The following is a 14,260-nucleotide window of genomic DNA, read 5'->3' on the forward strand; positions in this document are numbered from 1 at the left end:
ACAGGCCGGAACCTTTCGTGGGCAACCTCTACCTGATCCGACATGGCCAAGCCTCCTTCGGTGCCGATGACTACGACGTCCTCTCGCCCGTGGGCGTGCGCCAAAGCCAGGCCCTGGGTGAACACCTGGCCCAGTTGGGTATACGGCTGGATCGCTGCGTAGCAGGCGACCTGCGCCGCCAACAGGATACCGCCCGCCTGGCGCTGCAGGCACTGCACGCCAATGGTTGCCCAGTGCCGGCTGTTGAGACCGACGCCGCATTCAATGAGTTCGATGCCGACGGCGTGATCCGTGCCCTGTTGCCCGCACTGTTGCCGGACGAGCCTAATGCCTTGCAGGTGCTGCGCAATGCCGCGCAGCACCGCAGCGAGTTCCAGCGCCTGTTCGCGCTGATGGTCCAGCGCTGGCACGATGGCGAACATGTCGACGATGGCCTGGAAACCTGGCAGGCGTTCACCGCCCGCGTTCAAGGTGGCCTGCAACGCGTACTGGATGCCGCCGGCAGCGGCGACAATATCGCCATCTTCACCTCGGGCGGTACCATTGCCGCCCTGCTCCACCTGGTTACCCGTATCACCCCCAGTCAGGCGTTCACGCTGAACTGGCAGATCATCAACACGTCGCTCAGCCAGTTGAAGTTTCGCGGCCGCGACGTGGCACTGGCTTCCTTCAACAGCCAGGCCCATGTGCAGCTGTTGAAGGCGCCGGAGCTTGTCACTTACCGATAAGCCCGGCTTGTTGTGTCCCTGCGGGGACGTGTAAATCACTCTATAAGGAATGCGCCATGACCTCCGTAGCTGATGCCGTTAAGAAGATGCAAGAGAAGTTCAACCCAGCCGCTGCCGCCGGCCTGGACCTGGTGTTCGGCTTCGACATCACCGACGAAGGCAAGAAATACGCGCTGATCGTCAAAGACGGCACCTGCGACCTGCAGGAAGGCGAAAACCCGGATGCCAACTGCACCCTGGTGATGGACAGCGAAACCCTGAAAGGTATCGTCAGCGGCGAAACCGACGGCATGCAGGCCTTCATGGGCGGCAAGCTGCGCGTTGAAGGCGACATGATGTTGTCGATGAAGCTCAGCGAGCTGTTCCCGTCCTGAAGGCTGGGCAAACCGGATGATCGAAAAACCGAAGCCTGACCGGCTTCGGTTTTTTTTTGCCCTGCATTCGATGCAGTGATCCACCAGCAACACCCTCATCTATATGGCAACTGGCATGCTTGTTCCAGCCTCGGCAGGCCATTAGATTAGCCAATAGTCCTTGCGATCGAAAATAAGGAAAACGCATGACGCTCACCGACCAGTCCACCCAGGTACGCCCCGGCGAAGAACTCGACGCGGCCGTCATCGCCCCTTATCTGAAGGCCAACATCCCTGGCCTGGACGGCTTGCCGAGCATCAGCCAGTTCCCTGGCGGCGCCTCCAACCTTACCTACCTTGTCAGCTACCCAGGCCGCGACTTCGTGCTGCGACGACCACCGTTCGGCCAGAAAGCCAAGTCGGCGCACGACATGGGGCGCGAGTTCCGTATCCTCAACCAACTGAACAGCGGCTTCCCCTACTGCCCCAAGGCCTATGTGCACTGCACCGACAGCAGCCTGATCGGCGGCGAGTTCTATGTGATGGAGCGGGTCAAGGGCATCATCCTGCGCTCGGACATCCCGGCCGAACTGAACCTCGACCCCAGCCGTACCGAAGCCCTGTGCAAAAGCTTCATCGACCGCCTGGTCGAGCTGCACCAGGTGGACTACAACGCCTGCGGCCTGGCAGACCTCGGTAAACCGGAAGGCTATGTGCAGCGTCAGATCGAGGGCTGGACCAGCCGCTATGAAAAGGCCCTGACCCCGGATGCGCCGCGCTGGGAAAAGGTCACCGCCTGGCTACAGGAAAAAATGCCCGCCGATCACCCGCGCCCCGGCATCGTGCACAACGACTACCGTTTCGACAACGTGATCCTCGACGCCGACAACCCCATGCGCATCATCGGCGTGCTGGACTGGGAAATGGCCACCCTGGGCGACCCGCTGATGGACCTGGGCAACAGCCTGGCCTATTGGATCGAAGCCGACGACCCAGCGCCTGTGCAGCTGATGCGTCGCCAGCCAAGCAACGCGCCGGGCATGCTCAGCCGCCGCCAGTTCGTCGACTACTACGCCGAGCGCGCCGGTATCCGCCTGGACAACTTCGATTACTACTATTGCTATGGCCTGTTCCGCCTGGCGGGCATCGTCCAGCAAATCTACTACCGCTTTTACCACGGCCAGACCCAGGACAAACGTTTCGCCCAGTTCATCCACATGAACCGCTTGCTGGAGCAAATGTCCCTGCAGGTCATCGCCAAGTCCAGCCTCTGAGCACCGCCACGACGACGGATAACAAGGAAAACAGCATGTCCAAGACCCACCTGTTCGACCTCGACGGCAAGATTGCTTTTGTTTCCGGCGCCAGCCGAGGCATCGGCGAGGCCATCGCCCACTTGCTGGCGCAGCAAGGGGCCCACGTGATCGTTTCCAGTCGCAAGCTCGACGGTTGCCAACAGGTGGCCGACGCCATCATCGCCGCCGGCGGCAAGGCCACGGCAGTGGCCTGCCACATTGGTGAACTGGAGCAGATCCAGCAGGTGTTCGCCGGCATTCGCGAACAGTTCGGGCGCCTGGACGTGCTGGTCAACAACGCCGCCACCAACCCGCAGTTCTGTAACGTGCTGGACACCGACCCAGGAGCGTTCCAGAAGACCGTGGACGTGAACATCCGTGGTTACTTCTTCATGTCGGTGGAGGCCGGCAAGCTGATGCGCGAGAACGGCGGCGGCAGCATCATCAACGTGGCGTCGATCAACGGGGTTTCGCCTGGGCTTTTCCAGGGTATCTATTCGGTGACCAAGGCGGCAGTCATCAACATGACCAAGGTGTTCGCCAAAGAATGCGCGCCGTTCGGCATTCGCTGCAACGCCCTGCTGCCTGGCCTGACCGATACCAAGTTCGCTTCGGCACTGGTGAAGAACGACGCCATCCTCAATGCCGCCTTGCAGCAGATCCCGCTCAAGCGCGTGGCCGACCCCAAGGAAATGGCCGGCGCAGTGCTGTACTTGGCCAGCGATGCCTCCAGCTACACCACCGGTACCGCGCTCAATGTCGACGGTGGCTTCCTGTCCTGATCAAGCCTTTACCGCCACCAGGGTGTAGCTCAGGGGCAGGCGTGCGGGCTGCTCGCGCAGGCGATACTCACCGTCGTCGCCCTTGACCATCTGCCCTGGCAGCGCCTCCCAGGGGATGCTCTGGTGCTCGACCAACGCAGTCAGCTGCAGGCCGTGGGCCAGCAAGGCAGTGATCACCTCACCCAAGCCGTGGTTCCATTCGTGGGTTTCGGTGTGGGCCAGGCGTTGCTCGGTTTCGACGTAGGTCTGGTCGTTGTGCCACACCGTCGGCGCTTCGTGCTCGAAGTACGAGTATTCCAGCTGCAGTCGGTCCTGGTGGTCTTCGTTGACAGCCATCAACATTGGGTGCCCATCGCGCAAGAACAGCCGCCCGCCCGGTTTGAGCAGGGCTGCGACGGTGCGTGCCCATGGCTCGATGCGGGGCAGCCAGCAGAGCGCGCCAATGCCGGTATAGACCAGGTCGAAAGTACCTGCCGGCAGTACCTGGTCGGCGGCATAGACGTCGGATTCGACATAGTCGATGGGCACCGCGCAACGCCCGGCCAATGCCCGCGCCTCGGCCAGCGAAGCCGCGGAGTAATCCAGGCCGCAAACCTTGGCACCAAGGCGCGCCAGCGAGAGCGTGTCGGTGCCGATGTGGCACTGCAAGTGGACAGCGTCGAGCCCCTCGATATCGCCGAGCAATGGCAGGTCGAAGCGCACGGTTTCAGACAGGTGCCCAGGTTGCTGGACCAGGCGTTCGACTTCGTAGTCCTTCGACGCGGCGTGCAGCGGGGCACGTTCGTCCCAGCTGACGCGGTTGAGTTGCAGTGAACGGTCCATGGTGTCTTCCTTGAGTGGTAGCGGCTCATGCTAGCCGTCACCTGCACCTCCAGGACACCACTGCCTTGCTAAAAATTGTAAAAGCCGTTCTCGCAGAATCGGTTCAAGCCGTTACAAACAGGTCGCCGCAGCCGCCCGCCGCTGCAATGCCACCCCGTCGTTCTTCTGCGCGTAGTAATCCACCCTCGCCCCACCCGCCTGCGGGTAAACGTCCACGAACGCCTCGGCCTCACGGGTATACACAGTGAACCCACCCTGCTTGCGCGGCTCCAGGTAGCCACTGGCGTCGTCACCGAACACCTTCTCTTCCTGCCAGCTGAACTGGATGCACTGGGCAACCAACTCTGGCGCCTTGTGCGAGTCGAGCTGCGCCGTCGGCTTGCCGCCGCGTGCCGTCTCCATGGTCGCAGAAGCACAACCGACCAGCATCAGCGCCGCGGCCATCGGCAGAATCGCACGCATGTTCCATCCTCAAGGTAAAAAAGAAGGCGACTCTAGCACTGCCGGGTAGCGCGCGTGAACGGTTGCGTACAGTCAACTCGCCTCGACCAATGCCGCCATGTGCACCGTGTTGCGCCCGGCGGCCTTGGCCTGGTACAGCGCCGCATCGGCCTGGGCCAGCAAGCTGGCAGTACTGTCCCCTGGGCACGGCACGCCGCACCACAGGCCTACGCTGAAACGCAGTTCGATCTGGTCACCGGCAAAACGCGCCGGGCTGCGCGCAATGGCCTCGCGCAGCCCTTGCAGGGCGGCCATTGCACCGGTGCGGTCGGTGCCGGGCAACAGCAACAGAAACTCTTCGCCGCCGTAACGGCCAAGGCTGTCACCCTGGCGCAGGCGCTGCTGCAACTGGCGCACGCAGTGGCATAACACCTCATCGCCAGCCAGATGCCCATACAGGTCATTGATGCGTTTGAAATGGTCAATGTCGATCATCGCCACCGCCAGACTGCCCTGCTGATCGCGTGCACGGTCCAGTTCGACGCCGAAGCGTTCGAGGATCGCCCGGCGATTGTAGGTACCGGTCAGCACATCACGCAGAGCGAGGTGCTGCAGGCGCGATTCGCTACGCTCCTTGGCCAGGAGCACCAAGCCGATCGAGTACATCATCACCGTGGCGGTGCCGATGGCCACAGAAATGCTCTGTTTGAGGTTGCTGGTGTCATAGCGCATTTCCACCGCCGTGCCATTGGCCACCGCCACCACACGCATACCCAAGCCCACCAGGCTGATCAACGCGCCAATCTCCAGCAACAGATGGGCCCTGCCCGGCCGCTCGGCATAACGCCACGCCCAATACAAGATCATCGCGCACTGCAGCATCAGCACCAGGGTCGCCAGCAGCATGCGCGGTTCCAGCGTATCGAGCAGCAGCATCAGCCCCACCAGCATGCAGGCCGGTATGACGAAGATGACACGCCAGGGCACTACCTGCTCACGCACCCGGAACAAGCTGGCCGTGTAGAACGCCAGGGCCAGCGACAGCAGGCTGTTGCCCACGCCATAGCTGAGCCACAAAGGGGCTTGGGCATAGACGGTGTAGCAGACATAAGCCAAGGCATGCACCAGCAGCCCGCAGCCAGTCAGCATCAGGTTGTCGCGGCGGTTGCTGCGCCCGACCAGCAGCAAGCAGAAGGCCAGGATGGTTGCCACCAGGGCAACGGCGGCGAACAACGTGGGGGTGTGGGCGATCATCGTGATTCACCGTGTGGCAGGTTGCCGTCTTGACTGCGGCTTACCCCACAGTTTAGAGGGGCATTGGCCGCTCGGCCATGACCGAACGGGACAGAACAGCAACCCGCAAGCACGCCGCTCATCGCTGTCAGCACAATTTTTTAACCGCCCGGGAAACCAAATGGAGCGATCCCAGTCTCAGGAGGTGTCCCGTAAACCTATGCGGATCAAGGACCTATATCGTGAGCACCCGTCTTGCAAGCCTTTCGCTGGTTGCCGTTGTCCTGCTGACCGCAGGTTGCCACAGCCATCGCTACCACGACGATGACGATGGCTGGCGTGACCGCGACCGTGACCATCGCCACCACCATCGGCATGACCGCGACGATGACGATGATGACAATCGGCAATACCGCGGTGACCGCTACTACCGCTGAAGCGTCTTTTCAGCCCTGACCCGCCGCCCGTTGCGCGGCAACTTATCCTGATGATTCCTTTGAGGTTCGTATCATGCGTCTGACTCTGCCTTCCCTTGCCCTCGGCCTGCTGCTGTGCCAGGGCGCTTTCGCCGGTGACGGTACTGCCGCCATTGGCGGCGGCCTGGGTGGTGTCCTGGGCAACGTTGTTGGTCAACAGCTTGGCGGCAAGACTGGCGCGGCCATTGGCGCCGGCGTTGGCGGCGCGGCCGGCAGTGCTGTCGGTGCACGCAAGGGCAACCGCACCGAAGCTGCCATTGGCGGTGGCCTGGGTTCGGCTGGCGGCTCGCTGCTGGGCGGTGCAGTAGGCGGCAAGACCGGTTCGACCGTAGGTGCCGGCCTGGGCGGCGCCGCCGGTGGTGCCCTTGGCAACCATCTGGGCGACGAAAACCGCGGCAGCAAGAAGCACCACCGCCACCGTCACTGATTACGTGAATGAAGGGCCGCATAGCGGCCCTTTTGGTTGCAGCACATCAACACCTCCTTCACGACACGCTGGCACACTGGCTGCTACTGTCTATCGTGCCTCCGTGTGAAGGAACACCCCCTCCCCATGAACCAAGAGCTACTCTGGGTCCTCGGCCTGCTGGCCATCGTCATTTTCCTCTTCGTCATCAACCGCCCACGCATGGACGTGGTCGCGCTGCTGGTGATTCTTGCCCTGCCGCTGCTTGGCATCCTCACCGTGGAACAGGCCTTGGCCGGTTTCAGCGACCCCAACGTGGTGCTGATCGCTGCCCTGTTCGTGATCGGTGAAGGCCTGGTGCGCACCGGCATTGCCTACCGCATCGGCGAATGGATGAGCGAGCGGGCCGGTAACAGCGAAGCGCGCCTGTTGGTGCTGCTGATGGTGGCCGTGGCCGGGCTCGGGTCGATGATGAGTTCTACCGGTGTGGTAGCCATTTTCATCCCGGTGGTGCTGAGCATCGCCGCGCGCCTGCAGATTTCGCCCAGCCGCCTGATGATGCCACTGGCCTTTGCCGGCCTCATAAGCGGCATGCTCAGCCTGGTCGCCACACCGCCTAACGTGGTGGTACACAGCGAGCTGGTACGCAATGGCCAAGCAGGCTTCAGCTTCTTCAGCTTTACCCCGTTCGGCCTGGTGGTACTGGTGCTGGGCATTGGCTACATGCTGCTGACCCGGCACTGGCTCAACGGCGAGGTACGCAAGGACGGCCGGGTGGAAAGCCGCCGCACCCTGCTGGACCTGGTGCTGGACTACAAGCTCAACGGCCGTGAACGGCGCCTGCGCATCCGCCCCCATTCCCCCCTGATAGGGCACACCCTTGGCGAACTGGAGCTGCGCACCCGGCACGGCGCCAACGTGATTGGTATCGAACGCCAGCACAAGTTCACCACGCGGGTGATCGCTGCCGACTCCAGTACCGTGCTGCATCAGGGCGACGTGCTGCTGCTCGACCTGTTCGCCAACCGCGACGACCTGCGCAGCCTATGCCAGGCCATGCAACTGGAGCCGCTGCACTTCAAGGCTGCCTACTTCATCGACCAGTCCCAAGAGCTTGGCATGGCCGAGGTCTCGCTACCGCCGGGCTCGCAGCTGATCGGCAAGAGCATCCTCGAACTGGCGTTTCGCACCCGCTATGACCTCAACGTGGTCGGCCTGCGCCGCGAGCAGGCGGCCATCGAAGAGCAACTGGTGGAGGAAAAGCTGCGCCTGGGCGACACCTTGCTGGTGGTCGGCCCGTGGAAGGCTGTACGCCAGTTGCAAAGCAAGCCCAAAGACTTCCTGGTACTGAGCCTGCCCGCCGAAATCGACCTGGTCGCCCCCGCCCGCACCCGTGCGCCGCAGGCGTTGCTGAGCCTGGCGGTGATGGTCGGGCTGATGGTCAGCGGCGCGGTGCCCAATGTCATCGCCGCGCTGATCGGCTGCCTGTTGATGGGCGCGGGCCGTTGCATCGACATGAACAGCGCCTACCGGGCTATCCACTGGCAAAGCCTGGTGCTGATCGTCGGCATGCTGCCCTTTGCCCAGGCGCTACAGAAAACCGGCGGTATCGACCTGGCAGTGGGCGGGCTTGTCAGCGTACTGGGCGGTGCCGGCCCCAGCGCCATTCTTGCCTGCCTGTTCGCCGTCACGGCGGTGATCGGGTTGTTTATTTCCAACACCGCCACCGCAGTGCTGATGGCACCGGTGGCCGTCAGCACTGCAGCGCAGCTGGGCATGTCGCCCTACCCATTCGCGATGACCGTGGCATTGGCCGCGTCGGCGGCATTCATGACGCCTATTTCATCGCCGGTCAACACGCTGGTGCTGGGTCCGGGGCAATACCGCTTCGCCGACTTCGTCAAAATCGGCGTGCCGTTCACCATACTGGTAATGCTGGTAACCATCGTGATGGTGCCGTGGTTCTTCGGGCTTTGAGGATAGCGGCAGGGGGTGGCGGCAATTTGCCATTATCTCGACCGATCGCGGCAGATTGACATCAACTACCCTGACGAAACACACTGCGGGTTATTGCCCCAGGTGCTTCAAGGCGTTGTCCTGGATTTCGTTTCCGCTTGCCGGTCGAGTTCATGGTTTTTCCAGCCCAATCGCGCTTGATGCCTTATGTCTTTCTGCTTTGCCTGACCTTTGCCCTTACCCTGGGCGGCATCCTGGCACGCCCGATCGAATCGCTGTCGCTGTTCTGGCCGGTGAATGCGGTACTGGCCGGCGTACTGCTGCGCTACCCCCGCCAAGCCACGTTTACCGGCTTCAGCCTGGTGTGGCTGGCCATGGTCGGCGCCGACTTGCTGTGCGGCAGTGCCTGGGTGCCGGCCCTGTGGTTCAACTTGTGCAATCTTGGCGTGGTGGTCACCCTCTGGCAGTTGCTTTCTCGCTTGCCACGGCTGCATCGGCGCATGCGCACCCCACACGGCGTGCTCAGCGTGTTCGCCGCCTGCGCCGCCGCCGCCATGGTGGCAGCCAGCATGGCAGCGGTAATGGCTGCCCCCTGGTTCGAACAGTCGTTGCGTGCCACCTGGCTCGCCTGGTTCAGCGAACAATTCTCGACCAGCGTGCTGGTGCTGCCGGTAATGCTTACAGCGCCCTCGCTGCGTGCCCTGGTGCGTGGCGGTGCACAGCCCATCCGTCTGGCACCGTTGCTGGTGCTGTTGGCCTCGCTGGCGTTCAGCATCGCGTTTGGCGGGCCTGGGGCCATCGCCTTCCCGATTGCCGCGTTGCTGTGGTGTGCCTGGACCTATTCACCGTTCCTGGTTTCACTACTGACGCTCACGGCCGGGAGCACACTGATCGTAGCGGTGGCACAAAACCTCATGCACTTCAGCGTGCCGCAGAGCGAACCGGGGGTCACCACGCTGATGTCGGCTCGCCTTGGCATCGCCATGCTGGTGCTAGGGCCGCTGGTGGTGGCCTGCGTCAGCCAGGCCAACCGCAGCCTCATGGCCCGCCTGGCGCGCCAGGCCACCATCGATCACCTCACCGGCGTGCTCACCCGCAGCGCTTTCACCCGTCGTGCCAACGCGCTGCTCGACAGCCGCCAGCAGCACGCCCAGGCGCTCCCGCTGACCCTGATGATGCTGGACATCGACCATTTCAAGTCGGTCAACGATGCTCATGGCCATGCGGTCGGTGACCAGGTGCTGCGCCAGTTCGCCGGCACCCTGCAGGATCAGTTGCACAACGACGAACTGTTCGCGCGCCTGGGCGGTGAGGAATTCGCGGTCATCATCCCCGGCCTTGCGCCAGAGCGGGCCAAGTTCACCGCCGAACGCCTGCGCCGCGCCGTGCAGGACCTGCATGTAATGCAGGCCGACCAACGCTTGCAGATTACCGTGAGTATCGGCCTGGCTGGCTGCGATGCCGACATGCCAGCCCCTAGCCTGGACGAACTGCTGGCGAGTGCCGATCAGGCGCTGTACCGGGCCAAGGCCCACGGCCGCAACCGCGTCGAACAGGCCGAAGCACAGCGCCAGGTGGTCTGAACTAGCCGGCCAGCAAGTCCCACGACAGCTTGGCGATCAGCACACACAACAGCAGCAGGAACAGCCCGCGGACAAAGCCGGCACCCTTGCGTACGGCCAGCCAGGTACCGGTCAGCGCACCAAGGATGTTGCACACCGCCATCGGCAAGGCGATGGCATACAGCACGTTGCCCGTCGGTACGAAGAACACCAGCGCCGCCAGGTTGGTGGCAATGTTCACCACCTTGGCCGACGCCGAAGCGTGCAGGAAGTCCAGGGCAAAGAAGCGGATGAACAGGAAGATCAGGAAGCTACCGGTACCCGGGCCGAACAGGCCATCGTAAAAGCCGATCGCACCGCCGATCAGCACCGCCAGGCACTGCTCCTTGCGGCCGATCCGCGCAGGCCTGTGCAGGGTGCCGAAGTCCTTCTTGCAGAAGGTGTAGATGGCCATCAGCACGATCAGCACCAGCACAGCCGGGCGCATCACGCTGGATGGCACCAGCGACACCGTGGCAGCTCCGACGAACGACATGACAAAGGCGCTGAGTGCCGCCGGCACGATCAACCCCCAGTCCAGCGTCACCTTGCGGATGAACGAACGCGCCGCGAAGGCCGTGCCACATACCGACGCCAGCTTGTTGCTGCCGAGCAATGCCGCCGGTTGCGCGGTGGGCAGCACGTTGAACAACGCAGGGATCTGGATCAGCCCACCGCCACCCACGGCGGCATCGATCAGCCCAGCGGCGAAGGCGAACACGCAAAGCACAGCAATATCCATCATGACGCGGTTCCAGGCAGTGAAGACGCCTGCAAGGCTAATCAAAGTGGTGCCGTTGTGTTGAAATGCCATATTGCAATAACTGCAACAAGGAGCAGGCAATGGCATTGGACATGTTGCGAGAAATCCAAGCGTTCGTCAGCGTGGCGCACAAACGCAGCTTCGTAGCCGCCGCCCGTGCACTGGGGCGCTCACCCAGTGCAGTTACGCGCGCGGTGCAAACCCTGGAAGACAATGCTGGCAGCAAGCTGCTCAACCGCAACGCCAACGCCGTGACCCTGACCGAAGCCGGCGAGCGCCTGTTGCCACACGCCGAACGCTTGCTGGATGTGCAACGCGATGCTGCCGATGAACTGGCCGCGCTAAGCGGCAGCGCCCAGGGCTGGATCCGCTTTGCCGTGCCACAACTGCTGGGGGAACATGTGCTGCCGCAGGTGCTTGCCGAGTTTTCCCGCTGTCACCCTCAAGTGACCCTGGACGTACAGTGCAGCGACGAAGCCCTCGACCCGCTGCAGGGCAAATTCGATTTCGTGGTGCGCGGTGCCTTCCCGCAATCGAGCGAACTGATCGGTTATCCGCTGTGGCCCTACCAGCGCCATTTGTATGCCAGCCCGGCGTACCTGGCCCTGGCCGGCACACCGCAGCATCCAGAGGACCTGGAGGGGCATACGCTGATCCTGCATACCGCGCCACGTATCCTCAAGGCCTGGCACTTCTGTCGCGACGGCCAGATCACCAGCCTGCGCCCCAGGCCCAGGCTGCGCCTGGGCTCGGGTCATGCGGTGTACCACAGCACCCTGGCCGGCGCCGGTATCGCTCGCCTGGCCGCCTGGGTCGGTGAGGCGCAGGTCAACGTCGGGCGCCTGGTGCGGGTGTGCCCGCATTACCGCCTGACGTCGAGCAGCGGCCAGGACCCACAGATGCATGCCGTGTACCCTGCTGGCGAGCTGCCGGCGCGGGTGCGTGACTTGCTGGCAGCCCTGCGCCGTGCAGGCATGGGCTGTTGAAACAGAGCCAAAAACGGCTGTTCAATTTCTGCTCAATTTAACAGAGCCCGCCGTGGGCCTGGCCTGCAGCACTTTATCCACAGACCTACCCACGTTTTTTGTGGACAGATTTCCCCGCACAAAGAAAGACTTATCGCTCAAGCAGCAATGCCGAATTGGCCAGCTTGACCAGCTCGATCCATTCCTGCGTGCTAACTACTCCGGCCTGCTCCAACGCCTCGGCATAGCGCAGAGCCTGGTCATAGCCCTGCTCATCAAGCGCGCCCTCGGCGAGAAAACGGCTACGCCACTCCAGCATGGCTGAAGTGCCTTTCTTGCATTCCATTAATGTATCGACTCCAAGGCAAAAAGACCGCCGAATGAGCGGCGGCGGGAGACTACACGAGCCTTTTGCACTTGAGAATGACTTGCACCTACCGCTGGTCCAGCCGTGCAACAAGAGGGGGAGTGGCCATTTGCCTAAAGATTGGGCCCGCCGTAAGAAGTAGACGGGCCGCGCAGGAGGAAAGCAGTTGAACTCAGCTTGGCGGAATGGTGCCAAGAATACCAATCAGAATGGTCAGTAGCAGAAAACCACCCAGGAACAGCGCCAGCTTGCCCATTGGAACCTCTACAGTTGTGATGCGGGGATGGGCATATTGTCGGGCCTGGGCTGATACGGTTACAGATTCAGGTTTGTGGAAAAAAAGCAGATCAGATGGAAACCCTCTGAAGCTTTTCTGCAGGCAGCCAGCCCAACTCGCCATTACCCTGGCGTCGGCACCAGACCCAGCCATTGAGCGGACGCACCATCTGCACCCGCTGCCCTGGGTCGACATCCAGCTCGTGCGCTGAATAATGGTCCAGCGCCCTACCCTGGCACACGCTGAGCCGCTCGATCAGCTGCGCCGGCACCCAGCCTGGCGCTTGGCCTGCGCAGGTGCACAGGTACCAGTCCTGCCAGCCTGGCTCGCCTTCGTAGCGCGGGCCGATGTCCAGCAAGGTGCCCTTGGCAAAGCGAATAGGCTGGGGGTACTCGCTGCGGTGGGGTTCGATGACTACGTAATGCATGGGCCTCTCCTTGGCCGGAAAACCATCGATCGTAGCAGAGGCGGAACATCCCGCCGCTGCACGGTACTTGTATCGTTATGTGTACAAATTGAGACCTGATACACAAGAACGTTTCCTGCAGGCTACTCGGACATATCGGCGATACAGGCGTCATCTTTACTGGCCCCATCACCTCGCACCGCTGGCTTTGCCAAGGAGACGCCCGATGCCCGCCCATCACTCGACCACCACCCCGCCACGCCGTTCCCGCCATACCCTGCTTGCCTGCGCCCTGTTGCCGCTTGGGCTGATGGCCGTGAACCTCGCCACCGCTGCACCCGCGCAGCCCGAGGCAGCAGTGGTGGCAGACAACTTCGGCCCGCTGAAACACATAAACGCTGGCGTGCTCGACGTGTCCTACGTGGAGCAAGGTCCAGCCGATGGCCCGGTAGTGATCCTGCTGCATGGCTGGCCCTATGACATTCACAGCTTTGAGCAAGTTGCACCTGACCTGGCGGCAAAAGGGTACCGAGTGTTGGTGCCCTACGTGCGCGGCTACGGCCAGACCCGCTTCCTGTCTGCGCAAACGCCACGCAATGCCCAGCCCACGGCGCTGGCCAGCGATGTCATTGCGTTCATGGATGCGCTGCATGTCCGGCGCGCTGTACTCGCCGGCTTCGACTGGGGTGCACGCACCGCCGATATCGTCGCGGCGCTGTGGCCCGAGCGGGTCAAAGCACTGGTGTCAGTCAGTGGCTACCTGATCAGCAGCCAGGAGGCCGCCAAAGCCCCGCTGCCACCCAGCGCCGAGCTGCAGTGGTGGTACCAGTACTACTTCGCGACCCCACGCGGCCAGGCTGGCTATGAACAGAATCGGCATGCGTTCGCCAAACTGATCTGGCAAACCGCCTCGCCCAGCTGGGCCTTCGACGATGCCACCTTCGAGCGCAGCGCCAAGGCCCTGGACAACCCCGACCACGTGGCGATTACCGTGCACAACTATCGTTGGCGGCTGGGGCTGGCCCAGGGCGAAACACGCTATGACCCCCTGGAAGCCAAGCTGGCCAGCTTCCCCAGCATCACGGTACCGACCATTACCTTGGAAGGCGACGCCAACGGCGCCCCGCACCCACCGGCCGAAGCGTATGCGCAGCGCTTTACCGGCAAGTACGAATATCGGCTGATCAGCGGTGGCATCGGCCACAACCTGCCGCAGGAAGCACCACAGGCGTTTGCCAAGGCGGTGGTCGATGCGGACCACATGTAGCCTGCGGACGGCAATTGCTACGTAAGGTTTCAAAGGCACGACAGACTCTGGGCTTGGCCAGGTTGAACGATCTATCCGTCGAAAGGCGATTGAGCCCAGCAAACACTGCACGTTGAGCGTGA

At 62.7% G+C, this 14,260-nt stretch carries 16 protein-coding genes; 10 read left to right on the forward strand and 6 right to left on the reverse strand.

The genetic code is table 11. The features are described 5' to 3' along the window. Positions 1 to 17 precede the first annotated feature (17 nt). The 4 genes from DM807_RS22545 to DM807_RS22560 all read left to right on the forward strand — a co-directional run bounded on the left by DM807_RS22545 (position 18) and on the right by DM807_RS22560 (position 3,158). Complete coding sequence (locus tag DM807_RS22545; RefSeq protein ID WP_012273164.1) at positions 18 to 728, forward strand: histidine phosphatase family protein; 711 nt, start codon at positions 18 to 20, stop codon at positions 726 to 728. A 56-nt stretch (positions 729 to 784) separates the two neighbouring features. Continuing rightward, the gene (locus DM807_RS22550; protein WP_012273165.1) at positions 785 to 1,102 is read left to right on the forward strand and encodes an SCP2 sterol-binding domain-containing protein; all 318 of its coding nucleotides are present in this window, start codon (positions 785 to 787) and stop codon (positions 1,100 to 1,102) included. A gap of 185 nt (positions 1,103 to 1,287) precedes the next feature. Beyond that, complete coding sequence (locus tag DM807_RS22555; RefSeq protein WP_012273166.1) at positions 1,288 to 2,355, forward strand: phosphotransferase family protein; 1,068 nt, start codon at positions 1,288 to 1,290, stop codon at positions 2,353 to 2,355. Between the two features lie 35 nt (positions 2,356 to 2,390). Then, entirely contained in the window at positions 2,391 to 3,158 is a 768-nt protein-coding gene (locus tag DM807_RS22560; RefSeq protein ID WP_012273167.1) for an SDR family oxidoreductase, read from the forward strand. Here DM807_RS22560 and DM807_RS22565 read toward each other — a convergent pair whose 3' ends face one another. The 3 genes from DM807_RS22565 to DM807_RS22575 form a co-directional block, all read right to left on the reverse strand. Beyond that, entirely contained in the window at positions 3,159 to 3,980 is an 822-nt protein-coding gene (locus tag DM807_RS22565; protein WP_060515779.1) for a class I SAM-dependent methyltransferase, read from the reverse strand. 111 nt (positions 3,981 to 4,091) lie between these two features. Next, a complete protein-coding gene (locus tag DM807_RS22570; RefSeq protein ID WP_016498900.1) occupies positions 4,092 to 4,442 on the reverse strand; it encodes a hypothetical protein in 351 nt (116 codons plus the stop codon). Positions 4,443 to 4,514: 72 nt separating this feature from the next. Next, a complete protein-coding gene (locus DM807_RS22575; protein WP_012273170.1) occupies positions 4,515 to 5,675 on the reverse strand; it encodes a GGDEF domain-containing protein in 1,161 nt (386 codons plus the stop codon). A gap of 221 nt (positions 5,676 to 5,896) precedes the next feature. On the opposite strand from DM807_RS22575, the gene DM807_RS22580 reads away from it, so the two are divergent. From DM807_RS22580 to DM807_RS22595, 4 genes are all read left to right on the forward strand, one after another. Further along, positions 5,897 to 6,091 (forward strand): hypothetical protein, encoded by a 195-nt coding sequence (locus DM807_RS22580; RefSeq protein ID WP_041166544.1) that lies wholly within the window; start codon positions 5,897 to 5,899, stop codon positions 6,089 to 6,091. A 73-nt stretch (positions 6,092 to 6,164) separates the two neighbouring features. Continuing rightward, entirely contained in the window at positions 6,165 to 6,557 is a 393-nt protein-coding gene (locus tag DM807_RS22585) for a glycine zipper domain-containing protein (protein ID WP_012273171.1), read from the forward strand. A 126-nt stretch (positions 6,558 to 6,683) separates the two neighbouring features. Further along, complete coding sequence (locus DM807_RS22590; protein WP_012273172.1) at positions 6,684 to 8,513, forward strand: SLC13 family permease; 1,830 nt, start codon at positions 6,684 to 6,686, stop codon at positions 8,511 to 8,513. A 137-nt stretch (positions 8,514 to 8,650) separates the two neighbouring features. Beyond that, on the forward strand, positions 8,651 to 10,075 hold the full coding sequence (locus DM807_RS22595; protein WP_041166545.1) for a GGDEF domain-containing protein: 1,425 nt from the start codon (positions 8,651 to 8,653) through the stop codon (positions 10,073 to 10,075). Position 10,076: 1 nt separating this feature from the next. Here the strand turns inward: DM807_RS22595 and DM807_RS22600 are convergent, their stop codons facing one another. Further along, positions 10,077 to 10,838, reverse strand: a complete 762-nt coding sequence (locus tag DM807_RS22600; protein ID WP_069942336.1) for a sulfite exporter TauE/SafE family protein — start codon at positions 10,836 to 10,838, stop codon at positions 10,077 to 10,079. A gap of 98 nt (positions 10,839 to 10,936) precedes the next feature. On the opposite strand from DM807_RS22600, the gene DM807_RS22605 reads away from it, so the two are divergent. Further along, positions 10,937 to 11,842: a LysR family transcriptional regulator gene (locus DM807_RS22605; protein WP_012273175.1), complete on the forward strand. Its 906-nt coding sequence runs from the start codon at positions 10,937 to 10,939 to the stop codon at positions 11,840 to 11,842. A gap of 130 nt (positions 11,843 to 11,972) precedes the next feature. On the opposite strand, the gene DM807_RS22610 is transcribed toward DM807_RS22605, so the two are convergent. Then, positions 11,973 to 12,167 (reverse strand): hypothetical protein, encoded by a 195-nt coding sequence (locus DM807_RS22610; RefSeq protein ID WP_012273176.1) that lies wholly within the window; start codon positions 12,165 to 12,167, stop codon positions 11,973 to 11,975. 368 nt (positions 12,168 to 12,535) lie between these two features. Further along, positions 12,536 to 12,892, reverse strand: coding sequence for an SH3 domain-containing protein (locus DM807_RS22615; RefSeq protein WP_012273177.1), 357 nt, complete (start codon positions 12,890 to 12,892; stop codon positions 12,536 to 12,538). A gap of 205 nt (positions 12,893 to 13,097) precedes the next feature. Here DM807_RS22615 and DM807_RS22620 point away from each other — a divergent pair, with 205 nt between their 5' ends. Then, positions 13,098 to 14,138, forward strand: a complete 1,041-nt coding sequence (locus tag DM807_RS22620; protein WP_179027942.1) for an alpha/beta fold hydrolase — start codon at positions 13,098 to 13,100, stop codon at positions 14,136 to 14,138. Positions 14,139 to 14,260: the final 122 nt, after the last annotated feature.

It is taken from the genome of Pseudomonas hunanensis (assembly GCF_013393325.1).
In the GTDB taxonomy this organism is placed as follows: Bacteria; Pseudomonadota; Gammaproteobacteria; order Pseudomonadales; family Pseudomonadaceae; genus Aquipseudomonas; species Aquipseudomonas putida_P.

Coding starts and splice junctions, on each gene's coding strand:
- DM807_RS22550 (WP_012273165.1), top strand. CDS start 785: ATGACCTCCGTAGCTGATGCCGTTAAGAAGATGCAAGAGAAGTTCAAC.
- DM807_RS22555 (WP_012273166.1), top strand. CDS start 1,288: ATGACGCTCACCGACCAGTCCACCCAGGTACGCCCCGGCGAAGAACTC.
- DM807_RS22560 (WP_012273167.1), top strand. CDS start 2,391: ATGTCCAAGACCCACCTGTTCGACCTCGACGGCAAGATTGCTTTTGTT.
- DM807_RS22565 (WP_060515779.1), bottom strand. CDS start 3,980: ATGGACCGTTCACTGCAACTCAACCGCGTCAGCTGGGACGAACGTGCC.
- DM807_RS22570 (WP_016498900.1), bottom strand. CDS start 4,442: ATGCGTGCGATTCTGCCGATGGCCGCGGCGCTGATGCTGGTCGGTTGT.
- DM807_RS22575 (WP_012273170.1), bottom strand. CDS start 5,675: ATGATCGCCCACACCCCCACGTTGTTCGCCGCCGTTGCCCTGGTGGCA.
- DM807_RS22585 (WP_012273171.1), top strand. CDS start 6,165: ATGCGTCTGACTCTGCCTTCCCTTGCCCTCGGCCTGCTGCTGTGCCAG.
- DM807_RS22590 (WP_012273172.1), top strand. CDS start 6,684: ATGAACCAAGAGCTACTCTGGGTCCTCGGCCTGCTGGCCATCGTCATT.
- DM807_RS22600 (WP_069942336.1), bottom strand. CDS start 10,838: ATGATGGATATTGCTGTGCTTTGCGTGTTCGCCTTCGCCGCTGGGCTG.
- DM807_RS22605 (WP_012273175.1), top strand. CDS start 10,937: ATGGCATTGGACATGTTGCGAGAAATCCAAGCGTTCGTCAGCGTGGCG.
- DM807_RS22610 (WP_012273176.1), bottom strand. CDS start 12,167: ATGGAATGCAAGAAAGGCACTTCAGCCATGCTGGAGTGGCGTAGCCGT.
- DM807_RS22615 (WP_012273177.1), bottom strand. CDS start 12,892: ATGCATTACGTAGTCATCGAACCCCACCGCAGCGAGTACCCCCAGCCT.
- DM807_RS22620 (WP_179027942.1), top strand. CDS start 13,098: ATGCCCGCCCATCACTCGACCACCACCCCGCCACGCCGTTCCCGCCAT.